This is a genomic window from Halomonas denitrificans (assembly GCA_019800895.1).
Taxonomy (GTDB): Bacteria; Pseudomonadota; Gammaproteobacteria; order Xanthomonadales; family Wenzhouxiangellaceae.
In genome coordinates this window covers 114,207-139,781 of the sequence record JAHVKF010000002.1, presented here as the reverse complement: position 1 = coordinate 139,781, position 25,575 = coordinate 114,207, and the positions used below count along the sequence as shown (strand labels likewise).

Here is a 25,575-nt window from a genome sequence, read left to right as displayed (position 1 = left end):
ATGAAATCGACGATCCTGAAAGCGATCCTGACGACCGCGCTCGCGACGCCCCTGCTGGTCACGCCGGCCGACGCGCGAATCGATGCGCCCGACCACGTGATCTACGGCAACGCCTCGCTCTACGGCAATCCGGCGGCGCCGGGCAACCTGATCGAGCTGCACCTGATCGCGACCGGCGAGGTCCTGGTCCGCTACGAGCTCGGTCGCGACCAGCGGCTCGGCGACCAGTACGCGTTGCGCATCCCGATGGACGCCGTCGATCCGCGGGTCGAGGGCCGTGCCCGCCCGGGCGACCCGATCCAGATCTACATTGCCGGTGAACTGGCCGCCGAGACCACGGTCGGCGACGAGGGAACCGCCGTGCGGCTGGATATCGATCCGCAGAATCTCGGCACCGGGCCCAGCCTTTCGATCTCCGACCAGACCCTGTTCGAAGGCAACGCCGGGACCAAGACCGCGGTGTTCGACGTCACCCTGAACACCACCGACGGCAACGACGTGGTGCTGTTCTGGCAGACCCTGGACGATACCGCGACCGGCGGCGTCGACTGCGCGGACGGCGTGACCGACTACCTGAGCGAATCCAACCGGCAGCTGGTGATCAGCCCCGGCCAGACCGAGGCCCAGATCGGTGTGGTGGTCTGCGGCGACACGCGCATCGAGGACACGGAGCGCTTCATCCTCGACGTGGTGGGCGTGCAGAACGGTGTGCCGACGCGTCCCCAGGCCTTCGCGACCCTGATCGACGACGACGATGTGCCGACGTTGCAGATCGCCGACGTCACGGTGATCGAACCGGCCGCCGGCCAGACCGCCGCGGCGGTGTTCCGCCCGAGGCTGTCGAAGAACTCGGACTTCGAGGCCCGCGTCGACTACCAGACCGTGCCCCTGAACGCGGTGCCGGGCGTGGACTACACGCCGGTCAGCGGCTCGATCACGATCCCGGCGGGCGATCTCGAGGCGGTCATCCAGGTGCCGGTGCTGAACGCGCCGAATGCCCTGCCGCCGAGGAGCTTCTTCCTGACCTTCGACAATCCGTTCAACCTGCTCATCGACGACGACCGCGGCCTTGGCCTGATCATCGACCGGGCGTTCCGTCCTGCGGTGCAGGTCGAGCAATCGGTGGTCAACCAGCAGGACGTGACCGGCCTGGCCGACCCGACGGCGCTGGCGCTGTCCCCGGATGGCCAGCACGCCTACGTGGTGAGCGAGGCGCTCGACACGGTGCTGCTGTTCGTTCGCAACGAGTTCAGCGGGCAACTCACGCTGGGCACCCAGTATTCGACGAGCACGCCGGGCTTCGAGGAGGTGCTGCTTGGCGGCCCGCTGGATGTTCGCGTCAGCCCGGACGGTGAGTCGGTGTATGTGGCCTCGCGCACAGATAACGCGGTGGCGGTGTTCGCGCGCGATGCCGGCAGCGGCGCCCTGAGCTTCGTCGAGAACCAGGTCGACGGGCAGATGAGCACACCGTCGGCGTCCCAGGCCAACGCCGGCCTGGCCGGCGTCCGTCGATTGCTGGTCTCGGCCGACGGCCATCACGTCTATGCCGCCGGCGCCGACGCCAACGGCATCGCGGTGTTCGCCCGCGACGGGGTCACGGGCGGCCTGAGTTTCCTCGAGGCCGAGGTGAGCGGGGTCGACGATCCCGACGACGCCGGGGGCGTCGTCGAAGCGATGAGCCGGCCCTCGGGCATCGTCGAGTCGCCCGACGGGGAGCAGGTCTATGTCGCATCGCGCTTCGGCGACGCGGTCCAGGTGTTCGAGCGCGATACCGCCCTCGGCAGTCCGGATCACGGCCGTTTGAACTACGTGACCGCCCTGCGCGACGGCCTGGCCGGCATCACCGGGCTGGACGGCGCGTTCGACCTGGTGATCAGCCCGGACGGCGACCAGCTCTACGTGACCGCGGAGAACGACAACGCGGTGACCGTGTTCGACCGCGACGCGGCCGGCGCGTTGACGCTGCGCCGGGTCATCGCCAAGCAGGTGCCGGAGGTGCCGGGCCTGGGCGGGCCGCAGGGCCTGGCGATGTCGCCGGACGGTCTCGAAGTGTTCGTCACCGGATTCGCAGACGACAGCCTGACGATCTTCCGCCGCCTGACGGAAGAAGAGGACGGCCTGCAACCGGGCGACCTGGTCGTTCGCCAGACGCTGTTCGATGACCAGGGCAGCGTACTGCACATGGCCGGGCCGACGGACGTCGACGCCAGCGCGGACAACGAATTCCTGTACGTCGTCGCCAACGAGGACAACGCGTTGCTCGTCCTGAGCCGGATCTCGCTGGACATCGTGTTCTTCGACGGTATGGAAGACCCCTGATCCCGCGCGCCTGCCGCGCCGCGGGGCGCGGCAGGCCTCCGCTTTACGCTATGCTCCGCTCTGGGTTGTCGTACGGAGCGTCCTGTTTCCATGCGTGTTTCCAGGTGGTTGTTGTTCGCGGTCCTGACCGCGCAACTGGCCGGACCGGCGGCCGCCGACGAGGACTCGCCCGAGCGCGATCCCGATGATCGCCGCGAGGAGATCGAGGAGATCACCGAAATGTCCTGCCGCGATGCGCAGGACCGGCCGGAAAGCTGGCTCGACCAGACCCACGCCTACCTCAGCCGCAAGCTGTGTGAACCTGCCGCCTGGTTCGACGGCTTCTTCGGTTCGTCGCGCGCGGCCGAGGAAACCCCCGTCGGCAGCTTCTTCCGCATTCGAAACTCGCTGATCTGGGACGACAGTGAAGGCCTGGAGCACGACATCCGGGTCTCGGCGAATCTCTCGCTCCCGCGCATTTCGGATCGCGTCCGTCTGCTGGTCAGCAGTACCGACTCGGTCGACGGCGACGAGGGCTTCGACGACCTGCGCGGAAACGAAGACGAGCAGACCCGCCTGGGGCTGCGGTTCCTGCTGTCGGAAACGGGCCAGACGCAGTTCGACCTGGATGGGACGGTCAAGGTCAATACCAGCGGCCTGAATCCCCGGATCCGGGGTCGCGGACGCCATACCTGGGGCCTGACCGACAACACGCTCGCGCGCTTCACGCAGACCGCGTTCTGGGAGCGCGAGGACGGCTTCGGCACGATTTCCCGGGCGGACTGGGAGTGGCTGCCCGACCGCCTGACGCTGGTCCGCCTGACCGGTCGAGGGACCTTTTCCGAGGCGTCCGACGGCGTCGACTGGCGATCCGGCCTGATCGGCTTCCGACAGCTCAACCGGCGCACCGCCATTCGCAGCGAGCTCGGGGCCTTCGGCTACACCCGGCCGGAGTTCCGGGCCGAGGAAATCTTCGTGAACTTCCGCTTCCGCCGCTCGTTCCTGCGCGACTGGCTGTTCTACGAGCTGCAGCCGGAATACGCCTGGCCCTACGACGAGCAGCGCGGCGAGCGCCGCTCCGACCTGCGTTTCATCCTGACCCTGGAAGTCCAGTTCGAGGACTCGGCCAGCCGCCGGCAGCGCCGGGCGCGCCACGGCGACGAGCCGCCGCTGGATCATTACCGGGGGCGCTAGCCCCCCGCCATCGGACCGGCCCGGCTAGCGGTCGATGATGATGTAGGGGTCGAGGACCGGCCGATCCTCGTTGGCCGCGTCGATGACCATGTACTTGCATCCGTTTCCGTAGACGCAGGTCGTGGACCGGTCGTTCCGGACCGTCAGCGTGGTCGAGCCGGTGAACTTGAACCAGTAGACCGGATCGCCGCTGCCGTCGACGAAGGGTGTGTCCTTGGGAAACACGACGATCGCATCCTGGGAAGAGCGGAATTCGACCTGCTCACCGGCGTCGACCCGAACATAGGGATTCGGCGTTTCCGGCGGTCTGCCCGGGTCGGCCGGGAAGTCGAGGTCGATGCTGCAGGCGCCGGGACAGTTGACGAGTCCGGGCTGGAACAGCGCGCAGCCGCCAAGCAGCAGCAGGGCGCTCACGGCGACTGCGGCCGACGCACAGCGGGGGGGAATCGATCGGCTCATGATGACTTCTCCTCGGGAGTGGAGCTCGGGTCCGATCCCGAGCGGATGATGGCGGCGAAGACCGGGTCGTCCCAGGCGCCGTCGAGTCGGGGTTCGTTCTCGAACAGGAACAGCGGGACCCCGCGATCGAGCGCGGTCCGGAACAGCTCGGCCGACTGTTCGGTCCGATCGAGGTAGAGGTAGGCGAAGGCCGTCTCGACCAGGGCGTTGTCGTTCATCTCGTCGACGGCCGGCAGGCCGCCGAGCGCAAGCTGGGCGGCCTCGCGCTCGCCCAGTGCGGCGAGGTGGAGCGCCCGGGCGGCCATGGCTTCGTCGTCGGCCGGGTTCACCACCAGCCGGTCCGCCGCGGCCTCGACCGTGGCCCGGTGCCACCGGGCCGCCTCGTCGTCCCGGTCACCCTGCTCGCTCAGGGCCCAGGCCAGGAACCCGGTCCATCGATAGTCGTCCGGTGCCAGTTCGGTCGCTCGCCGGAACATCGCCTCGGCCCGGCTGAATTCGCGTCCGATGAAGTAGTTCGTGCCGGCGTTCGCGTAGGCGCGGGCATTGGGCTCGATGCGGATCGAGCGCTCGAAGGCATCGCCGGCAAGCAGGAAGTCCTCGTTCAGGAAATGGGCCGCACCGAGGCTGTACAGGGTCTCCGGCGAATCGGGCTCCAGCCGGGCCGCGACCGTCAGCGACTCGATCGCCTCGGCCAGCTCGCCCTGGTAGGTCTTGTTGATGCCCAGCTCCCGACGGAATCGCCAGTAGGCAGGGTCCAGCGCGATCGCCGCGCGGATTGCCTCCTCGCCCTCGAGCAGCCGGCCCTGGTCGCGCAGCGCCCGGGCCAGCCCGAAACGGGCCTCGGCGTTGTTCGGTTCCCGGTCCAGCGCATCGCGGAACGAGCGCTCGGCCTCGGCCGGTCGACCGGTGCCGAGCCGTAGCTCACCGAGTGCGATCCGGGTCTCGACGCTGTCGGGAAACGCCGCCCGGGTCGCCTCGCACTGCTCGGTGGCGGGCTGCACCGTGTCCGGATCGCGGGTCCACTCGTAGCGCTCCCAGAGCGCCCGGCACAATCCGGCCGCAGCGGGGGCGAATTCCGGGTCCAGCGCGATGGCTCGTTCGAAGCGATCGATCGCGCGCACGATCGCCTCGTCGGTGCTTGCCACCCGAAGATCGCTGCGAGCGCGCAGGTAGAGGTCGTAGGCTTCCGTGCTCTCGGTTTCGAGCGCGGAGCCGCCGATGGTCAGCAGCTGCACCTGCATGACTTCGGCAATGGCCTGCGAGATCTCGTCCTGGACCTCGAAGACCTCGGCGACCGGTGCATCGTAGCGCTGGCTCCACACCTGGTTGCCGCGCCGGCCGTCGATCAGGCGCGCGTTGATCCGGATGCGGCCGTCGGCGCGCTGGATGCTGCCTTCCAGCAGTGCGTCGACGTCCAGCCGTTGCGCGATCTCGCGCGCGTCGAGCTCGGAATCGCGCATCGCATAGGACGATGTCCGTGCAGCGACGACGATGTCGGGCGCCCGGGTCAGGCGGTCCATCACCGCCTCGGCGATCCCGTCGGCCAGGTGCCGATTCGCCTGGTCTTCGCTGAGGTCGTTGAACGGCAGGATGGCGACCGAGTTGCCGAGCGTCAGCGGTGCCGGCGAGGGCCGGTTGAACAGGACGAACGCGAGCACCACCAGCAAGGCGGCGATGATCAGGTAGTCGATCCAGCGCGGAGCGACGCTGGGCGGACTTTCGTGGGCTCCGGTGAATTCATCGGTCCGCCGGACGCCGTCGGGCGTGATGTCCCAGACGTAGCTCGCCACGGCGGCGACCGGGATGCCGGCGATGCCGAGCGCGATCAACAGGGGCATGGACCAGGCCGGCGCCTGGAGCGCGGGAAGTACCACGTCGGCCACCTGCAGCACGACCCAGAAGGCGACCACGTAGCCGCCGGTGACGCGGAACACGTGACGCCGGCGAAGCTCGTACAACCACCACTGAAGCGGAAGGGTTCGCTGGCGCATTCGGAAGTCGTGTCCGTTCACCGGTCCCGGGCGGCCGCAAACGGCTTCGCGACCCGATCCGAACCCCCGGGAGGTGCGGATCAACGACCCGATGGATCGAGTATACATCCTGATTTGCGCAATCCATCATGGTCGCGGCGTCGGAGCGTGATCCGTTCGACGGTATCGGGCGCTTAGCCGAACGGGTTGCGGCAGGCTCCGCGCACGGTCGATCCGCGCCCCCCGGGGGCGGGTCCTAGCGCGCCTGCCCGTCGCGATCGAAGGAGCGCACGATGGACGCCGCCGCCTCACGTCCCTCGAACACCGCGGTGACCACCAGGTCCGCGCCGCGGACCATGTCGCCGCCGGCAAACACGCGCGGGTGCGAGGTCTGGAACGGAAGGGCCGGTCCGCCCCCGGCCGGATCGCCGACCCGGACCCGTCCATCGGCATGGACGGCGATGCCGGCTCCGGTCATCCAGTCGCGGGGGTCCGGGCGGAAGCCGAAGGCCACGATGACGACATCGGCGGGTAGGGCATGCTCGCTGTCCGGCACCGCTTCGGGCCGGCGTCGCCCGCCGGCGTCCGGTGTACCCAGCGCGGTTTCGACGAGCGCCACGCCCTCCACCGCGTTGCTGCCGCGGATCGCGACCGGCTGCCGGTTGAACAGGAATTCCACGCCCTCGTCGCGCGCGTTCTTCACCTCGCGGCGGCTGCCGGGCATGTTGGCTTCGTCGCGCCGATAGACGCAGGTCACCGAGAACGCACCCTGGCGAATGGACGTGCGCACGCAGTCCATCGCCGTATCGCCGCCGCCGAGCACGACCACGCGCTTGCCCCGGACATCGACGTAGGGAAAGCGCTCGTCGCTGGAGCCGAGGACCCGGTGCACGTTGCCGATCAGGAAGGGCAGCGACTCGACCACGCCGTCGAGGTCCTCGCCGGGAAACCCGCCGGTGACGTAGCGATAGGTGCCCAGGCCGAGAAAGACCGCGTCGAACTCGGCCAGCAGATCGTCCGGATCGACGTCGCGGCCGACTTCCGTGCCGAGGCGGAAGGACACGCCCATCCCCTCGAGCACCTCGCGCCGGGTCTCGACTACGTCCTTGTCGAGCTTGAAGGGCGGAATGCCCCAGGTCAGCAGGCCGCCGATCCGGGCGTTGCGGTCGAACACCACCGCTTCGATCCCGTTGCGGACCAGCACGTCGGCACAGGCCAACCCGGCCGGCCCGGCGCCGACGATCGCCACGCGCCGGCCGGTCGCAACCACCTGCGAGAGGTCCGGCCGCCAGCCCTGTTTCAAGGCCTCGTCGGTGATGTACTTCTCGATCGAGCCGATGGTCACCGCACCGAGCCCGTCATTGAGCGTGCAGGCGCCCTCGCAGAGCCGGTCCTGCGGGCAGATCCGGCCGCAGATCTCAGGCAGCGAATTGGTCCGGTGCGAGAGCTCGGCCGCTTCGAACAGGCGGCCCTGCCGGACCAGCCGCAGCCAGTCCGGGATGTAGTTGTGCACCGGGCATTCCCATTCGCAGTACGGATTGCCGCAATTGATGCAGCGCGCCGACTGGTCGGCGGCCCCGGCCGGGTCGTACTGGCCGTAGATCTCGTTCCAGTCGCGGACCCGGATCGGCACCGGGGTTTCCTTCGGGTCCTGGCGGGGGGTTTCGAGGAAGTGGAGGTGCGATGGTTTGCTCATCGGGTTGCTTCCTCTTCTCCTCGTTGCGCAGCGGGCGCACGACCGCTTTTGCGAATGGCATGGCGCGGCATCAACCCCATTTCGCCGCTCGCTGCGCGAGCTGATGCGAGTCCCTTTTGTCGCAACAAAAGGAACCAAAAATGCTCGTGCCGGGAAGGCGCCCGCTGCGCGGGTTCCCTCGATTCTCGGTCCGCGCGGGGGATTCCGAACTCGCTGCAGTCGCTACGCTCCTTTCGCTCAGACATGCGGAATCCCTCGTTCCGCGCGGACCTGCGAGTCTCGGCGCCTTCCAGGCAGAAAGGATCCATCGCCTCCTCCAACCCCTCGCCCCGGCCCGAGCGCCGGGGTCCAGTGACGTTCCGGGTTTCGATCGAAGTCGCCGGGCCCCGGTTCAAGCCCGGGGCGACGGGAAGAGACAAGCCTTCGAATCCGGCGCGGGTCGGCTCTTGACGTTCCCCGCCGTCAGCGCCGCCGAGAAGCGCAGGGGCGAGCGGAAAGAGGCCAAAAGCTGTCCGAGCGCAGCGAGTTCTTTTGGCCCCGCTCGCACCGAGCATCGCAGGGCACCGGGGCGTAGCCCCGGCGGCGATGTTCGCGCAGCGGTTTTGGGTACTTTTGACGCCACAAAAGTACCTCGCGGAAGCCTGCGAAGCAGGCGCGCGAAACGCTTTTGAAGTTGCTGCCTGCGATCTCGACGCCGCGTGATGCTCGCTTGCGCGCTGGCCGCGCGCCGCGCGAGCACGACAAGACGAAGCGTCGAACCCCTTCGACAATCCATCCCCGACCATCATGCCGCCTCCCGCAGGCCGCGGATCAGTTTCTCGAGGTCGGTCGCCTTCGGCGTGACCAGCCAGACCTTCGGCAGCATCCGGCGGAAGTCGTCGAGGATCTCGGCCGCCCAGGCGCTGCCGGTGTGCTCGTGGTGCCGCTGGACCAGGCCCCGGAGGTGGTGGACGTGGCTTTCCATGGTTTCCGGCGCGATGTGATGGATGTCGATCAGTTCGTGGTTGTAACGGTCGACGAAACCGCGGTCCAGGTCGAGGACGTAGGCGAAGCCGCCGGTCATGCCGGCGCCGAAGTTGATGCCCGTTCGGCCGAGAACCACGGCCACGCCGCCGGTCATGTATTCGCAGGCGTGATCGCCTGCGCCCTCGACCACCGCGACGGCGCCGGAGTTGCGGACGGCGAAGCGTTCGCCGGCGGTTCCGGCCGCGAACAGTGCGCCGCCGGTCGCGCCGTACAGGCAGGTGTTGCCCAGGATCGGCGTGTCGGCGGCTCGATAGCGGATGCCGTTCGGCGGTCGCAGTACGATGCGGCCGCCGGCCATGCCCTTGCCGACATAGTCGTTGGCCTCTCCGATCAGTTCGATGTGCAGCCCGGCGGCGTTGAACGCGCCGAGGCTCTGCCCGGCGGTCCCGTCGAGCTTCAGCGTCAAGGGCGCGTCGCGCAGGCCGTCGGGACCGTGCGCACGGGCGATGGCCCCGGACAGCCGCGCGCCGATCGAACGATCGTGGTTGCGGATCGAGTAGTGGAATTCGCCGCCTTCGCCGGAGGCCACGGCTTCCGCGGTGTCGTCGGCGATCCGCGCGGCCAGCCGGCCCGGGTCGTGGGGCGGATTGCGATCGACGGTGCAGAACCGCTCGACCGCGTCGGGGACGCCGTCATCGTCGAGCAGCGGCTGCAGGTCCAGCCGGTTCTGCCGCTCGGTCAGCCCGTCGATCCGCTCGAGAAACCCGGTCCGCCCGATCAGCGCGTCGAGCGATCGAAGGCCCAGCGCCGCCAGGCCCTCGCGCACGTCCTGGGCCACGCCCAGGAAATAGTTGACGACCATGTCGGGCAGGCCGACGAAATGCTGCTCGCGCAGCACCCGGTTCTGCGTCGCCACGCCGGTCGCGCAGTTGTTCAGGTGGCAGATGCGCAGGTACTTGCAGCCCAGCGCGATCATCGGCGCCGTGCCGAAGCCGAAGCTCTCGGCGCCGAGGGCCGCGGCCTTGAGCACGTCCAGCCCGGTCTTCAGGCCGCCGTCGGCCTGGATCCGTACCTGCCCCCGGAGGCCGTTCGCGCGCAGCACCTGGCGCACCTCGGCCAGGCCCGTTTCCCACGGTGCGCCGGCGTACTTCACCGAAGTCAGCGGGCTGGCGCCGGTGCCGCCGTCGTAGCCGGAAACGGTGATCAGGTCCGCATAGGCCTTGACCACGCCGGCGGCGATCGTCCCGACCCCGGGCTCGGCGACCAGCTTGACCGAGACCAGGGCCTGCGGGTTGACTTCCTTGAGGTCGTAGATCAGCTGGGCCAGGTCCTCGATCGAGTAGATGTCGTGGTGCGGCGGCGGCGAGATCAGGCCGACGCCGGGGGTGGCGAAGCGCAGCCTGGCGATCAGGTCGTCGACCTTGTGGCCGGGCAGTTGGCCGCCTTCGCCGGGCTTGGCGCCCTGGGCGATCTTGATCTGGATGACCTCGGCCGAGACGAGGTAGTCGGGCGTCACCCCGAAGCGGCCCGAAGCGACCTGCTTGATCTTCGATGCTTTCTCCGTGCCGTAGCGCACCGGATCCTCGCCGCCCTCGCCGGAATTGGAGCGCGCGCCGAGCCGGTTCATCGCGATCGCCAGCGCCTCGTGGGCTTCCGGCGACAGGGCACCCAGACTCATTCCGGCGGAATCGAAGCGCTTGACAATGGATTCGACCGATTCGACCTGATCGACGGAGATCGGATCTATATCGCTGGTCAATCGAAGAAGATCGCGCAACATCGCCGGTTCGCGCCGGTCGACCAGGGCGGCGTAGCGGCGATAGTCCTCGCGCCGCCCGGTGCGTGCGGCGGTGCGCAGGGCGGTGACCACGTCCGGGTTCCAGGCGTGGTATTCGCCGCCGTGGACGTAGCGGTACAGGCCCCCGTGCTCAATCGGCATCCGGCGATCGCGCGCCCAGCGGGCCAGCGCCTTCTGGTCCTCCCACAGGTCGTTGAAGGTGGCGCCTCCGAGCCGTGAGACCGCGCCCGGGAAACAGGTATCGACCACCTCGTCGGCGAGCCCGACCAGTTCGAACAACTGGGCGCCGCGGTAGGAACCGATGGTCGAAATCCCCATCTTCGACAGGATCTTGTACAGGCCCTTGCGGATGCCGCGGCGGTAGGATCGGCCGAGCTGGAGCGCGCGGTCGCGCGGGTGCTCGATCTCGCCCGAGGTCACCATGGCCTGGAGTGTCTGGTAGACCAGGTAGGGATAGACCGCGGTGGCGCCGAAGCCGATCAGGCAGGCGAAGTGGTGCGGGTCGCGGGCGGTGCCGGTCTCGACGATCAGGTTGCAGTCCGGCCGTTGGCCGGTGACCAGCAGGTGGTGGTGGACCGCGCCGGTGGCCAGCAGCGCATGGACCGGCAGCTTGCCGTCCTCGAGGTAGCGGTCCGACAGGATCAGCAGAAGCTTGCCGTCGCGCACCGCCTCCGAGGCCTGCCGGCACAGGTCGTCCAGCGCCTGCTCCAGCGGCGTGTCCTCGGCGACGCACAGGTCGAGCAGCACCGAGGGCAGGCCGAACTGCGGCGTGTTGACGAGCTGGCGAAGCTTGCGCTGCGACAGCACCGGCGAGTTCAACACCACGCGCTCGGCCATCGTTTCGTTCGGCTCGAACACGTTGCCCTTGCGGCCCAGGCCCGTTTCCAGCGACATCACGATGTTCTCGCGCAGCGAATCGATCGGCGGGTTCGTCACCTGCGCGAACTGCTGGCGGCAGCTGTCGTAGAGCGAGCGGATGCGGGTCGACAGCACCGGCATCGGCGTGTCGTCGCCCATCGAGCCGACCGCCTCGGCCTGGGTCTCGGCGAGCACCTGGACGACTTCGCGCCGTTCCTCCCGCGAAAGGTTGAACATCTTCTGATAGGTGGCCAGGGTGGCGTCATCGAAGGGTTCGGCGGCCATGTGAACGTCGACCAGCTCGGAGTCGAGGTAGCGCACGCCGGACTTCAGCCAGGCCTGCCACGGGTGAAGCGCCTTGAGCCGCTCGTCGATTGCCGCGGCGTCGTGCAGTTCGCCCGTCGCGAGGTCGGCGGCCAGCAGCTCACCGGGGCCGAGGCGGCCCCGAGCGACGACTTCGTCGATCGGCACGTCGACCACCCCGGTCTCGGACGCGACGATCAGACGTTCGTCTGTGGTTCGGGTCCAGCGCGCGGGGCGCAGGCCGTTGCGGTCCAGGCCGCAGACCGCCCAGCGGCCGTCGGTGATGACCAGCCCGGCCGGACCGTCCCAGGGCTCCTGGTGGAAGGCGAAGAACTCGTGGAAGGCGCGCTTGTCGGCGTCGAGGTTGTCGGCGGTCTGCCAGGCCGGCGGCACCAGGATCCGCAGCGCCTGCGGTAGCGGCATGCCGCCGGCGACCAGCAGCTCGAGCATCTGGTCCAGCGACGACGAATCCGAGCCGTGCAGGTCGACCGGCGGATCCAGTTCGGCGATCTCCGGCAGCCGCGGCGAGGCCAGCAGGTGTCGCCGGGCCCGGGCCCAGTTGCGGTTGCCGCGGATCGTGTTGATCTCGCCGTTGTGGGCCAGCATCCGGAACGGTTGGGCCAGGCGCCAGCGAGGCAGGGTGTTGGTCGAGAAGCGCTGGTGGAACAGGGCGACGCTGGATTCGAAGCGCGGGTCGGCCAGGTCCGGGAAGAAGGCCGGCAACCAGGCGGGCATGACCATGCCCTTGTAGGACAGGGTGGCCGCCGACAGCGAGGCGACGTAGAACGAGTCTTCCGGACCGGTCTCGGCCTCGAGCCGACGGCGGGCGAGGAACAGTCGTCGATCGAAGTCCGTCGGGTCCAGTTCGCCGGGCGAGGCGACGAACACCTGCTCGATCCGCGGGCAGCTCGCCCGGGCGCGTTCACCGAGCTGGGCGGGGTCGGTCGGCACGACGCGCCAGCCGAGCACCGGCAGCCCCTGCTCGGAAAGTCGCTGTTCGAGGCGCGCTCGTTGGTCGGCCGCCCGCCCGGCGTCGCGGTCGAGGAACACCTGGCCGGCGGTGAAGCGCTCGGTCAGGTCCAGGCCGTTCTCGGCCGCGATCGCGCGCAGGAAGCGCTCCGGCAGCCCGACCAGCAGTCCGCAGCCGTCGCCGGTCCGCCCGTCGGGTGCGACCGCCCCACGATGGGTCAGCCGGTCGAGGGCCCGGACCGCGTCGGCGACCGTGCGGTGCTCGGCGCGGCCGTCGAGCCTGGCGATCAGGCCGAAGCCGCAGGCGTCGTGCTCGAAGTCGGGGTGGTACAGCGTGGCCAACGACCGTACTCCGGCGTATGGAGGCCGTTCAGCATAGCCAATTCCGAAGCCCTCGAGGGAATCCATCGTCATGGCGCGGCGCGCCCCCTTGAGCCTCGCGCCCGGTCTGGCTATCCTGAAGATGGCGTATGGGAATGGGGATTCCTTTCATGAACGAGACTGCGAGCGGGTGCCGTTCCGGAGCGGGCGAGACCGACCGGCTGTTGCTACCGATGGGTGCGTTCGGCCCGGTGTTCGCCGCGCCATCGAGGACGGATCGTGACCGGAGGCTCCGCCACCTTGCGCTGTGGCAGCTGGCTGCGACGGTGGGTGCCGGTGTCCTGATCCTGATCACGGCCGCAGTGGTCTCGGCCGGGCGCGAGGGCTTCGTGCTGTTCGAAGCGCCGGTCCTGTTCTGGGGCTGCGTGGGCCTGCTGCTGGCGCTGCGATGGGGCGTCGCTGCGGCCTGGGTCGCCCGGCACCGCGGTGAATCGAACCCGGTCGCCTGGCGATCGGTCGGCGCGGCGGATCGCCTCGATGCCGCAGCCGGGCCGGGGACGCCGGGCCAGCTTCGTCTCCAGGCCGCGCTGGCCTCGTTCAGCGCGATCCTGTTCGTGGCGATCGCGTTGGGGCCGTTCGGCGCGTATCCGCGGGTCTTCGGTCCGCTGGCCGCGCTGTTCGCGGTCCAGGCCCTCGTCCACCTGCGCGTCGGCCAGCGCCGCGCCCGCCGCGAGAACGAGCGCTCGAACCGGGAGTGTTCGGCATGAGTCGCCCGGCGATCACCGGGCGCAGGACCCGGTCGATGATCGAGGACCTGCGCGTCGTCGAGCCGAGCCTGCCGTTCGGCCCCGTCTATCGCGTGACCGGGAATTGGGAGCGGCTGGTGGAATCGCGCCAGGCGCTCGAGTGGGCCAGACTCGGGTGCTTCGCGCTGCTGCTGACGGTCGTTTTCGCTCCGCATCTCGGGTCGCCGGATGCGGTCGAGGCGCTGTACGCGTTCGCTTTCGTTCTCGTCAACTCACTGGTGGTTGCCGGGCTGGACGCCATCTGGGTCGCTCGCCATGCGAACCATCTCGAACTGGTCGATCGCGCGTCGTCCGGACTCGACGAATGGCGTGCGAAGCAGGCGGCCGAGCGCGAGCCCGAACTCGTTTTTCTCGGGCTCCTGGTGTTCGGTGGCGGGGGTGCCTGGATGCTGTGGGCTGCGCTCCAACCCGACTCCTCGCTGAACCCGTGGATCTTCGTGCCGATGGCGTTGCTGCTGATCGGCGTGCCGCTCCGGGGCGGCCTTGCGAGATGGCGGCACAGGAAGCACGCGGGTTCCTGAAGCCGTGCGATCGCCTTGCCGGGCAGGCTGCCGGCAGCGACGGCGATCACTCTCCGCGGTGAACCCCTGCCACCGACCGGCCCGACGGGTCGGCGCGGTTCGCGAACTCCGGGTCCCAGGCCAGCGCGGCTTCCGACGAGCAGGCGATCGACTTGCCGCCGGGTACCGTGCGGGCGGCGGCGTCGGACGGATAGAGTTCGGCGAAGATCGACCGGTACAGGCAGGCCTCCTTCGTTGCCGGCGGGTTGATCGGGAAGCGCGCCGCCGCGTCGGCCAGCTCCGCGTCGGCCACGCGCTGTTCGGCGTGGTCGCGCAGGGCATCGATCCAGCCGTAGCCGACCCCGTCGGAAAACTGCTCCTTCTGCCGCCAGGCCACCGACTCGGGCAGCAAGTGCGCGAAGGCGCGGCGCAGCAGGTGCTTCTCCATGCGCCCCGGGCCCACCATCTTCAGCGCCGGGTCGATCCGCATCGCCGTGGCGATCACCTCGTTGTCGAGGAACGGCACGCGGGCCTCGACGCCCCAGGCGGCAGTGGACTTGTTCGCGCGCAGGCAGTCGAAGCGGTGCAGGGCGTCGACCTTGCGCACGGTCTCTTCGTGGAATTCGCGTGCGTTCGGCGCCTTGTGGAAATAGAGGTAGCCGCCGAACAGTTCGTCGGCGCCCTCGCCGGACAGCACCATCTTGATGCCCATGGCCTTGATCCGGCGCGCCATCAGGAACATCGGCGTGGCGGCGCGGATCGTCGTCACGTCGTAGGTCTCGAGGTGGGCGATCACGTCGACCAGCGCGTCGAGCCCTTCCTGGAGCGTGTACTCGAAGCCGTGGTGGACCGAGCCGATATGGTCGGCGACGAGGCGCGCGGCGGCGAGGTCGGGGCTGCCTTCGAGTCCGACGGAAAACGTGTGCAGGCGCGGGAACCAGGCCGGCTCGGCCTCGGCAGCCTCGATCCGCCGTGCGGCGTGGCGCGCGGCCAGGGCGGCGATGATCGACGAATCCAGGCCGCCGGAGAGCAGCGCGCCGTAGGGCACGTCGCACATCAGCTGGCGGGTGACCGCGGCCTCCAGCGTTTCCGCCAGCGCGGCGACCGCCTCGTCCTCTCCGTCGATCACATCGTCGAGGGCGTCGTCGCCCGCGGTCGGCATGCGGTGCCGCCAGGCCGGGTCGAAGAAGCGCGTCAGCGTGTCGGTCGCCGAGTCGTAGACGTGGCCCGGCGGGAACGCCTCGACGTCCTCGCACAGGTCGTGCAGGGCCTTGAGTTCCGAGGCCACCACCCGGCGACCGTCCGCATCGCGACCCCAGTAGAGCGGCATAACGCCGATCGGATCGCGCGCGACCAGGTAGCGGCCGCGCCCGTCGTCGTGCCGGCGGTCCCACAGCAGGAACGCGTAGATGCCGTTCAGCGCCCGGCACAGCTCGACCGGGTCGAGGACGCACGACAGGGGCAGGATCACCTCGCAGTCGGAGCCGGTCTGCAGCCGGTCGGCCAGGCCGTGCTCGGCTTCCAGCGCGGCATGGTTGTAGATTTCACCGTTGACCGCCAGCACCCGCTCGCGATCCGTGGAATACAGCGGCTGGGCGCCGCTGAGCGGGTCGACGATCGCCAGCCGCTCGTGACAGATCAGCGCGCCGTCGTCCTCGTGGACCCCGGACCAGTCGGGCCCGCGATGGCGCTGGCGCTTCGAGCGGGCCAGCGCATCGCCGCGCAGGCCGGCGCCGTCGATCGGGCCGAGGATGCCGAAGATGGCGCACACGGCGGTCGGCTCAGGGCGCGCCGGCCGGCGATTCGAAGCCGTCCGCGAACAGGTCCTCGGGCAGCTCGGCCAGGCAGTTGTAGCAGGCCAGTGCGAAGTCCTGGCGCGGCGACTGCGGGTCGTGCACGTCCAGCGCATCCTCGGCGATGTTGGCGGCGAGGACCTCGATCGTGAACGGCTGGCCGTTGTGCTGGTCGGGCCGCAGGTGGATGCCTTCGAGGTTGTTCATCGGGTCCGGGCCGCCGCCCGTGGCCGAGAAGCCGTCGCTGCCGAACACGTTGCCGAGGTAGGCGCCCGCCGAGGCGGTCACCGACAGGTCGAGGTCGTTGACCCAGGCGGGCGACGTGCCGCCCGTGCCGGGTCCGGGCGCGTCGGTCCAGGCCAGCATCATCCGCACCGGTTCGGCCGGATCCTCGGGGGTGAGGACGATGCTCCAGTCCTGGCCGGTGGCGTCGAACACGGTCTGCTGGTCGAAGGTGACGACCGACTGCGGCGGGTTGATCACCGCGTCCAGGTCCAGCCGTCCCCAGCCCTGTTTGCGGTCGGGCCGGTGGCCCAGGGTGCCGTTGTCGGCATCGAGATTGCCGACCAGGTCGGTGGCGGCCGCGGTGAACACCGCCTTGATCAGCGCCGGGCTGGGGTCGGTCGCATGGAGATTGCGGTAGTGCTCCCAGTACAGGGCGACGCTGCCGGAGACCACGGGCGAGGCCATCGACGTGCCGCAGGACAGGCCGTAGCCGGAGCCGCCGGTGCTGGTCGAGTCGGTCCGGCAGCCGGGGGCGACGATGTGCGGTACCTGGCGGCCGTCGCAGGCCGGGCCGTGAGCGCTGTTGCCCGAGACGCTGAAGAAATCCAGGTCCTGGGTGCCGTTGCTGAACTGCAGCCGGGTCGAGCCGACCGCGAACAGGTTCTTGGCCTCGTCCGGGGAGCCCAGCGAACTCGGCGCGCAGGCGCCGCCCGAATCGCCGTTGCCGTTCATGATCGACCAGACCGCCAGCACCGGCTGCTGACCCGGCTCGACCGGGTCCGCGTCCCGACTGATCATGTCGATCTCCATGGTCGGAATGTCGTAGCCCTGCGGTGTGCCGGTCGGGCCCCAGGAGTTGTTGGTCAGCTGGGCGCCGCTGGCCTCCGAGTCGGCATAGATCGTCAGCATGCCGTTCGGCGCCATGCCGCCGGGTCCGCCGCCGAGGAACGGGCCGTAGCGCTGTTCGACCAGCGACGCGCCGGGCGCCACGCCCTGGCCGCGCAGGAAGCCGGCCGCATCGACCGTTCCCGAGGCGCCGGTGCCGCCCACCGCGCCGGCCACGTGGGTGCCGTGGCTGTCGCTGGCGTCGCTGCAGCTGTTCGCGCCCATCCCCCCCGGCACGCAGGGGACGATGTTGTCGACGAGGTCCGGGTGGGTCTGGAGGATCCCGCCGTCGACGATGCCGACGGTGACGCCGCTGCCGTCCAGGCCGGTCGGGGTCAGCCAGTCGAGGTAGCCCGGCTGGATCAGCAGTCCGGCGTCCCAGCCGCCGACCACCGATTGCTGGCTCATCTCGCCGCGCGGACCGGCGTCCTGGCCGATCTGCTGGATCGACAGCACGCCGGGTACCCGGCCGAGGGATTCGAACAGGTCGGGCGACGCGTGCAGCTGGACCGTCGCGAGGTTCGGGTCGATCCGCTGCACCGCATCGGTCGTCCGGGCGCCCGCGTCGCGCAGGGCGGCCAGCACGCGCTCGGCGGTGCCGGCGTGGATCAACGCCATCGCGTACGGGTGCGGGTCGGCGTCGGTGCGGGCCTGCACCGGCACGCGCAGCACCGGTGGGAACTCCCCGGCGAAGCGGACCCGCGCCAGGGTCGCGGCGCGGGCGACCGCGTCCTGGTCGGCCCAGACGATGTAGCCGAACGGCGCGATGTACTGGATCGGCTCGGCGCCGACCCCGCGCAGGGCCTCCAGCCACTCGCCCTTGATCGGGCCCTGGAACTGGACGAGGCGGAAATCGGCCTCGGTTCGCGCGGTGCCGCGCCATGCGCCCTGCGCTGCGGGCCCGAAGGCCAGCCGGGGGTCGACCCGTTGGCCGTCGATCCGCATGGCGAAGGGGTCGGCCACCGCGTGCAGCCGCCCGCCGGCACGTTGGTGCCGGAACGCGCCGGTGTCATCCGGCAGCCAGACGAAGCCCGGATACTCGATGGCCGCGGCCGGCAGATCGGCCCGCAGCGACGCGTCCGGGCGGTCGATGCGCAGCCAGGTCTCGCCCGCGAGCGCGTAGGGGGACAGGACCAGCGCCAGGCCGGCCGCGAAGAAAACGTTCCGCATGGATTCGTACCTTGGTCGACGCCGCCTTCGAAGCGGCATCGGGAACGGTAGCAAAACTTGCCGCCCGGCGCGAGCGATTGCGCGCATCGGGCCGGTCGCTGCGGCCGGAAAGGGTCTCCGGGCCCGGAATTCCGTCGTCCCGTGTCGTTCAGTCGGGGTTCAGTGCGTACGTGGAGACTGGAACCACGACAACGGGCAATCCGCGTCGACGCGACCCCTTCGGAAGCGTACGGGCAGCGGACCCGTTCCGGGCCCCGGACCGCCGCCGGGCCCGCCTCGAAACCGGGGGTCCAGCGGCGTATGATCATCGAACGCCCGAACCGGGCGAACGACCATCCGAAGGGAGGGTGGCATGGCCAAGAAGATCGGACCGTACGAAATCGTCTCCGAACTGGGACGCGGAGGCATGGGTGTCGTCTACAAGGCGCGCGAGGAAAGCCTGCAGCGCTACGTGGCGATCAAGATGCTCGGCAATCAGCTGCTCGAGGACGAGGCCGTTTCCGAACGGTTCATGCGCGAGGCGCGCGTGGTCGCCGACCTCAACCACCCGAACCTGGTCCAGGTCTTCCGGGTCGACCGGCACGAGGACCAGCCGTACTTCGTCATGGAGTACGTCGAGGGCGATTCGCTCAAGGCGCTGATCCAGCGCGAGCGCCAGATGCAGCCGGTCCGTGCGCTGCAGATCCTACAGGAAGCCGCCAACGGCCTCGCTGCCGCCCACGACAAGGGCGTGGTCCACCGCGACATCAAGCCCGAAAACATCATGCTGACCAAGTACGGCGGCGTGAAGGTCGTCGACTTCGGCATCGCCCGCGACGAGAACGCCGAGACGCGGTTGACCACCACCGGCATCGGCATGGGCACACCCAGCTACCTGTCGCCCGAGGTCTGCCTGTCGCAGGAGGTCGACCAGCGCTCGGACATCTTCTCCATGGGCGTCGTGCTGTTCGAGATGCTCACCGGCGACATCCCGTTCAAGTCCGACAGTCCCTTCGAGATGATGACCAAGGTGGTCGAAGCCAAGATTCCCGACATCAAGGAACTGAACCCCAACGTCGACGAGGGCATCAAGAAGATCCTCGCCAAGATGATCGCCAAGCGGCCGAAGCTGCGCTACCAGCACTGCAACGAACTGATCAGCGACATCGAGGACTACCGGGCCGGACGCGAGCCGCGCTGGGCCAAGACCGTGGTCCTCGACGACGCGGTCGAGACCACCGGACCGACCGCGACCCGTGCGGCCGCGGAAAACGAGGCGTCGACGAACGCCGCGACCGTGGCCGCGACCACGCCGATGCCGGCACGGACGGGCGAGGGCAGCGGAGGGCCGCCGACGGTCCGCACCGCGCCGCCGACGGCGACCACGGAAGCCTTCCCTGCCGGGGGCGGTTCGCGCAAGGGCCTGGCCGTCGCGGCGCTGTTCCTCCTGCTGGTGCTCAGCGGTGCGGCCGCATCGACCTGGTACCTGCTGGCCGGCAGCGACAAGCCCCTGCTGGCCTGGTTCGGCGGGAGCGAGGACGGTCCGGAAGCGGTGATCGAGGCCGAGCCGAGCGGCACGGACGCTCGCAGCCTGGCCGCGTCGGGGACGGCGGTCGGTCGTCCGGCCGATGAAGCCAGCGGATCGATGGGCAACGCGATGGACGATTCGATGAACGAGTCCGTGACCGCTGCCGGGGCCGGCAACGCCGAACCCTCCGGGCCCGATGATTCGGCGGCCCTGGCCGCTGCGGCGACGGGATCCTCCGAGCCGGTCGGCGTGGCCTCCGGCTCAGAAGGCGAGTCCACGATCGATTCGGCCGTGGACAATGCCGCTGCATCGAGCGACGGCGCTGGCTTCCGCTTCGCGGTCGAGCCGGCGAGCGAGGCGTCGTCCGACGACGCGGATTCGATCGCTTCGAATCGGCCGTCGGCGAGCGGCTCGACGGCAGATGCCGGCGATGCGGTCGGCGCCGATGGCGCGGCTCCGGCGTCAACCGAACGCGTCGTGGCTTCGACCGCCTCGTCGATGAACCCAGTGGCCGGTCGCGCCGAATCGGGCGATGCAGGGTTCGCGGCGGAAGCGTCGGAGCAGCCGCCGGCGGAACTGGAAACGCCCGCCCTCGACACGGAGCAGGCCGTGGCGCGCGTCACGTCGCCGGCGAGGAACGAGCGGCCGCGCGCCTGGAACCCGGCGGCCCCCCGCATCGTGGTCATGGCAGCCGGCGACCCGGCGGTCGCTTCGGCGATCGAGGACGAGCTCGAGCGGGCGTTGAACCGGGCGTCCTTCGAACTGCTCGACGAGCAGTTGATGGACGGCATGAGCTACGCGGAATCGCTGCCCGACATCGTCCGCGCGGCCTCCGACGAAGGCGCCGATATCCTGGTGTTCGCCGACGTGGTGCCGGCCGGCGAGCGCGAGCTGAACTTCTACGGCCGCACCGACTACCAGTACCTGGCCAACCTGCAGGTGCGGGTGGTGGTGCTGCACGAGCGTCGCAACCTGGGACCGATGCTGCGCGAGCGGCTGGAGTACGTGGGCCTGAACGCCGACGACAAGGCCCGCGAGGCGTCCCGGTCCGTGGTTCGAGATGTGATCACCCGGCTGCGCGCCCTGCGCGCCGGGGCGGCCTCGGCGGCCGGCTGATGCCCGGGCGGGCCCGGCCTCCCGAGACGGAGGGTCAGGCCTCGGACGAAGGCATCACCGGTTCGGGTCGGCCGAAGTAGAAGCCCTGGATGTAGTCGATGCCGATCGCGCGGCAGGCCTCGGCCTGCTGCTCGGTTTCCACGCCCTCGGCCAGGGTCTTCGCGCCGAGATCCTGGATCAGCGTGTTCAGCGATTCGAGAAGCCGGTACTTCGGCGACTCCGGGCCTTCCAGCCCCTGGACCAGCGCGATGTCGAATTTCAGCACGTCGGGCGGTACTTCGATCAATTCCTGAAGGCGTGCCTGGCCGGCGCCGAAGTCGTCGTAGGCCAGGCCGATCCGGAGGTCCGTGAGGGTCTCGCGGATGCGCGCCATGACGTCCAGGTCGGTGACCGCGGCTTCGTGCACCTCGAACACCAGGTCGAGGCCGGGATGCTTCTTCCGGAGCGCCTTCAGCTCGCCGAGCAGCCGCCCCGGGTCGCGGCATTCCTCCGGGTGGATGTTGAAGAACAGCGGTGTGTCGAGCCCACGTGCCTCGGCTTCCATGAAGCTGCGGCGGCGGAACAGTTCGCTCAGACGGACCTGCTCGCCGATCGCTTCGGCCAGCATGAACATCGGTCCGGGAGCGGCCTCGAAGGCCGGGTGCACCGCGCGTCCGAGGAGTTCATGAGCGAAAAGGCGGCCGTCGGCATGGACGATGGGCTGGTGGAATGCGCAGACCATTTCCTTGTCCAGGAGCTCGTTGAACTCGCGGACGCGGGTCGGGAAATCGTGCGGCAGGGCGCTGATGCCGACCCGGGTGGCCTCGTCGGGCGCGGGTCCGTCCTCGGCCTCGTCCTCGATCAGGCGGAATTCCTGGTCGCCGATATGCACCACGTCGCCGTGGCCCATCGGGGTCGGTGCATTGATTCGCTCGCCGTTGACGAAGGTGCCGTTGGTGCTGCCGAGGTCGCGGATCACGAGCCCGTTGCGCAGCCGCTCGATGCTGGCGTGGCGGCGCGACACGCGCGCCACGTTGAGCTGGATCGCGCAATCGGGGTGCCGCCCGATCTCGGCCGGGAACGAGACCAGGTCGAAGCGCTTGGGCGGCCGGCCTCGGCCGGCGAAGCCTTCGAGATACACACTCCGAGCCATTCAGTCAGCACCATCGTTTCGCACAGCCTGCCCGATACTACATCCATCGCGCACGCGAGAGAACTTCGCATCCATCGCCGAACGCCGGCCCGGTCGTCGTTCTGCCCACCCGGGCTCGACCGCTCCGGCACGCACCTCCATCTTCGCGCAATTCCGGCAAGGGGCTATATTGGACCTTTGTGCAGCATGGCCCAGGCCAGGAGATCGACCATGAAGACCCCCTCCCATCGGCGCTCCAGCGCCGTGAATCCTCCGGCCGGCTTGCCGATGCGCCGGCCCGGTTCCCTGTCCGCGCCGCTACTCGTCACGACCCTCGCCGTGCTGCTCGCGCTGGCGGCACCGGTCGCGGCCCAGCGCGATTTTTCCGAAGTCGAGATCCGGGCGACCGCGATCGTGGACGGTGTCCACGTGCTCGAAGGCGCGGGCGGCAACCTGGGACTGGTCGTCGGTGAGCAGGGGGCGTTCCTGATCGACGACCAGTATGCGCCGCTGACCGAGAAGATTCGAGCGGCCGTTGCCGGCATCACCGATGCGCCCGTGCGCTTCGTCTTCAACACCCACTGGCACGGCGACCACACCGGGGGTAACGAGAACCTCGCGGAGTCCGGTTCCCTGATCGTGGCCCACGACAACGTGCGCGAACGTCTCTCGGCCGGCCAGTTCATGGAGTTCTTCGACATGGACGTGCCGCCGGCACCGGACGCGGCGCTTCCGGTCGTGACCTTCAACGACGAAGTGACGTTCCATCTCGGCGGACACACGGTCCACGCCATCCACCTGCCCGGTGCCCATACGGACGGCGACGCGGTGGTTCATCTCCGCGAAGCCAACGTCATCCATACCGGCGACATCGTGTTCTACGGCATGTACCCGTTCATCGACTACGGATCCGGCGGCAGCCTGACCGGCATGGTCGACGCCGTCGATCGAATGCTGGCGATGGCGGACGACGAGACCCGGTTCATCCCCGGGCACGGCGGGCCGGTGCTGGAGCGCGAGCAGGTCCGCGAATACCGCGACATGCTGGCCACCGTGCTCCGGCGACTCCAGCAGCACCTCGAAGCCGGTCTCGAACTCGACGCCATCCAGGCCGAAGCGCCGACGGCGGACTTCGACGATTTCTGGGGCGGCGGGTTCATCGGCCCCGAACGCTGGGTCGAACTGAACGTCCGGGGCATGAAGGGCGGTTGACGCGCGTCCCGCGACCCGCACTTTCGAACCACGCAACCGACAGGGCGGCCGGTCGGACCGGCCGCCCGTGTCGATCTTCGTCGGCGCGTCAGCGCGTCAGCGCGATGCTTCGAACCCGTCGGAGAAGAAGTTCTCGTTGCACGCCGCCGGCATTTCGAAGCCGTTGGTGACGCTCAGCGACGTCGGGCCACCGCCGTCGTCGGCGTCCACGCCCATGCCGCGGCGGGCGAAGGCCTGCCAGATCTCGCACTGGTTGGCGCCGCCGTAGGTCTGCTGGTCGGCCAGCAGCATCGCGTCGCGCGTATCCAGGAAGGTCGGACCGCAGGGCTGCAGCTTCATGCCGTCGAGGACCAGCTGCATCGCGACGTGATTGCCGCCGTTGCCGTCGATGAAATCGGGGTCGAAGCCGTACTTGTCGACCAGGTTCCAGTACAGGTCCCACAGCACGGTATTGAAGACCGTACCGACGCCGTGCGGCACGCTGACCGATCCGATCGATTCGTAGGTCGCGGGGTTGGCGCTCATGTCGCGCGTGTAGGGCCAGGGGCGGATGCCTGCGCCGGGCACGTTGTCCTGGAAGGTCGCCCAGCTGCCCATGCCGCGCAGGTCCTCGGCCGAGTCGCCGACCTTGGCGGTGAACCACAGGGCCAGGAAGTCGCTCCAGCCTTCGCCGGCCTGCTGGCTGCCGAACAGGCACGACGCCGCCGACGGGCCGCCGGTCAGGCGGTTGGAGACGCCGTGGCCGTATTCGTGGGCGATGATGCCGGCATCGAGATCGGAGTCGCGGTCCAGGCCGGCGCCGCTGTCGTTGTACAGCCGTCCGGTGACCGTGCCGCCCAGGTCGGCCACGATCGCGTCGCCGTCCTGGTTGCCGATCATCGCCACGGGAATCGTCACCTGGCCGCCGTCGTTGCCGGCCGACATGGTCAGCGTGTCGTTCCCACCGTTGTTGTTGATCACGACCACGGCCGCGGCGCCGGCGTTCTCGGCGTTCAGCGCCTTGGTGCCGAACTGGCAATTGCCGCGCCGGACCAGCGCGATGTTGCCGGCGGTGAAGCCGGTCAGCGGGCCGCAGCCTTCGTCGGGGATGGCCGAGCCGTCCGAGACCCGTTCGAAGGTGCCGCTGGTGCCCGGATCGAGAACGGCGGCGCCGAAGCCGGCGGCGGCCGCGACGTAGTCACCGGCGCTCGCGGCCGGCGCGTCGACGGTGAGCGTGGCCGGGCTGGACCCGGTGAACCGGAACATCTGCATCCGGCCCGGCGAACCGTCCGGCGGGGTCGAGAAGTTGGCGTTGTTGGTGCCCGAGCCGTCCTGCGCATCGGCAATGACCAGGTCGTTGCCGAGGCCGCCGTTGCCGAAGTTGTCGACCTGGAAATTGCCGGCCGGCTCGTCGAAGCCGAAGTGCCAGAGCACGTCGTGGATGCGGTTGTTCCAGTAGAACAGGTTGGTGACCGCGAACTCCTCGTACTCGTTCGGCTGCTGGGTGGTCAGGTCGATCGGGAAGTCGAACACCAGCGCCGCCCCGCCGTCCGGCCGTCGGCCGCCACTGTTGTTGGCATCCGTGTCTTCCTGCGCGCGGACGTTGTTGCCCCGGGTGTCGGTGTAGGTCTGGCTGCCGTCGTCGTGCCAGGCCAGCGGCGAGGCGTCCGGGTCGTGCGGATCCACGACCACCTGGTCCGGACCTTCGCCGGGGTGCTCGAGCGGCTCCGGGAAGACCCGGTAGCTCGCCTCCTGCGTCCAGTTGACCGCGAACAGGATCTCGCCGCTGTGCGCGTCGACGAACGCGTTGTACCAGTCCGAATGGCCGCGATGGTCGACCGCGAGGTCCCAGACGAGCCGGAGATCGCCCTTGTGTTCGTACCACGACAGGCGTGCCGGAATCTCCCCTTCGGCCAGCGATCCGCCCGACAGAAGCAGGTCCTCGTCGCTGGAGCGCGCGATGACCTGCGGCGGAACCGAGCCGTCGAGACCGCGTTCGCGCCCGTAGCGAAGCGCGGCTTCGACCGCGTCGAGCGTCGGCGAACGCCGCGCCGTGCGCGCGAGCGCGTTCGAACTCATCCGGCTGTGCAGGCTGAGGACGTCGCCCTCGCGCCCGACGTTGGCGTTGGCCACGCCCAGCGCCACCGGAAGCCCGTCGACGTACTGCTGGAGCCAGACATGGGTGATGCCGTTGTGGCGGCTGGTGTAGGCATCGCGGATGCGGACGTCGGCGAGATCGCCGGCGCGCAGATCCAGCGCATTGGCCCGTTCGGCCAGCGCGACCAGTGCCCGTTGTTCCGGTGAAGTCGCAGCGGCGACGGAAACGCAGAGCCCCAGCGCGGCCAGCAGCAGGCCGTGTCGAATCGAATTCATGACGGTGCTATCCCTCGGGTATTGATCGTGGAAATCGGTGCGTCCCCCGCCGACCATTCTGGCACG

14 protein-coding genes are annotated in these 25,575 nt (G+C 69.5%); 6 read left to right on the top strand and 8 right to left on the bottom strand.

Annotated features, from left to right (window positions below):
• A complete protein-coding gene (locus KUV67_04905; GenBank protein MBY6204207.1) occupies nucleotides 1–2,319 on the top strand; it encodes a beta-propeller fold lactonase family protein in 2,319 nt (772 codons plus the stop codon).
• A 90-nt stretch (nucleotides 2,320–2,409) separates the two neighbouring features.
• Nucleotides 2,410–3,492 (top strand): hypothetical protein, encoded by a 1,083-nt coding sequence (locus KUV67_04900; GenBank protein ID MBY6204206.1) that lies wholly within the window; start codon nucleotides 2,410–2,412, stop codon nucleotides 3,490–3,492.
• Nucleotides 3,493–3,516: 24 nt separating this feature from the next.
• On the opposite strand, the gene KUV67_04895 is transcribed toward KUV67_04900, so the two are convergent.
• The 4 genes from KUV67_04895 to gltB form a co-directional block, all read right to left on the bottom strand.
• Nucleotides 3,517–3,951 (bottom strand): hypothetical protein, encoded by a 435-nt coding sequence (locus KUV67_04895; protein ID MBY6204205.1) that lies wholly within the window; start codon nucleotides 3,949–3,951, stop codon nucleotides 3,517–3,519.
• On the bottom strand, nucleotides 3,948–5,942 hold the full coding sequence (locus KUV67_04890; protein ID MBY6204204.1) for a tetratricopeptide repeat protein: 1,995 nt from the start codon (nucleotides 5,940–5,942) through the stop codon (nucleotides 3,948–3,950). The genes KUV67_04895 and KUV67_04890 overlap by 4 nt, the downstream gene beginning before the upstream one ends.
• A gap of 235 nt (nucleotides 5,943–6,177) precedes the next feature.
• Nucleotides 6,178–7,617, bottom strand: coding sequence for an FAD-dependent oxidoreductase (locus KUV67_04885; GenBank protein ID MBY6204203.1), 1,440 nt, complete (start codon nucleotides 7,615–7,617; stop codon nucleotides 6,178–6,180).
• Between the two features lie 784 nt (nucleotides 7,618–8,401).
• Nucleotides 8,402–12,919, bottom strand: coding sequence for a glutamate synthase large subunit (gltB, locus tag KUV67_04880; GenBank protein ID MBY6204202.1), 4,518 nt, complete (start codon nucleotides 12,917–12,919; stop codon nucleotides 8,402–8,404).
• A gap of 83 nt (nucleotides 12,920–13,002) precedes the next feature.
• Between gltB and KUV67_04875 the strand changes: the two genes are divergently transcribed.
• Nucleotides 13,003–13,599, top strand: coding sequence for a hypothetical protein (locus KUV67_04875; protein MBY6204201.1), 597 nt, complete (start codon nucleotides 13,003–13,005; stop codon nucleotides 13,597–13,599).
• A complete protein-coding gene (locus tag KUV67_04870) occupies nucleotides 13,596–14,159 on the top strand; it encodes a hypothetical protein (protein MBY6204200.1) in 564 nt (187 codons plus the stop codon). Before KUV67_04875 ends, KUV67_04870 begins: the two co-directional genes overlap by 4 nt.
• Before the next feature lie 46 nt (nucleotides 14,160–14,205).
• On the opposite strand, the gene asnB is transcribed toward KUV67_04870, so the two are convergent.
• Nucleotides 14,206–15,909, bottom strand: a complete 1,704-nt coding sequence (gene asnB / locus KUV67_04865) for an asparagine synthase B (protein ID MBY6204199.1) — start codon at nucleotides 15,907–15,909, stop codon at nucleotides 14,206–14,208.
• A gap of 10 nt (nucleotides 15,910–15,919) precedes the next feature.
• Nucleotides 15,920–18,211 carry a S8 family serine peptidase gene (locus KUV67_04860; GenBank protein MBY6204198.1) on the bottom strand — a complete coding sequence of 764 codons (2,292 nt, stop codon included), beginning with the start codon at nucleotides 18,209–18,211 and terminating at the stop codon, nucleotides 15,920–15,922.
• A gap of 352 nt (nucleotides 18,212–18,563) precedes the next feature.
• On the opposite strand from KUV67_04860, the gene KUV67_04855 reads away from it, so the two are divergent.
• Nucleotides 18,564–20,834 carry a protein kinase gene (locus KUV67_04855; protein ID MBY6204197.1) on the top strand — a complete coding sequence of 757 codons (2,271 nt, stop codon included), beginning with the start codon at nucleotides 18,564–18,566 and terminating at the stop codon, nucleotides 20,832–20,834.
• Between the two features lie 34 nt (nucleotides 20,835–20,868).
• Here KUV67_04855 and KUV67_04850 read toward each other — a convergent pair whose 3' ends face one another.
• A complete protein-coding gene (locus KUV67_04850; protein MBY6204196.1) occupies nucleotides 20,869–21,966 on the bottom strand; it encodes an EAL domain-containing protein in 1,098 nt (365 codons plus the stop codon).
• A gap of 210 nt (nucleotides 21,967–22,176) precedes the next feature.
• Between KUV67_04850 and KUV67_04845 the strand changes: the two genes are divergently transcribed.
• Nucleotides 22,177–23,157: an MBL fold metallo-hydrolase gene (locus KUV67_04845; protein MBY6204195.1), complete on the top strand. Its 981-nt coding sequence runs from the start codon at nucleotides 22,177–22,179 to the stop codon at nucleotides 23,155–23,157.
• Nucleotides 23,158–23,253: 96 nt separating this feature from the next.
• On the opposite strand, the gene KUV67_04840 is transcribed toward KUV67_04845, so the two are convergent.
• On the bottom strand, nucleotides 23,254–25,509 hold the full coding sequence (locus KUV67_04840; GenBank protein MBY6204194.1) for a M36 family metallopeptidase: 2,256 nt from the start codon (nucleotides 25,507–25,509) through the stop codon (nucleotides 23,254–23,256).
• Nucleotides 25,510–25,575: the final 66 nt, after the last annotated feature.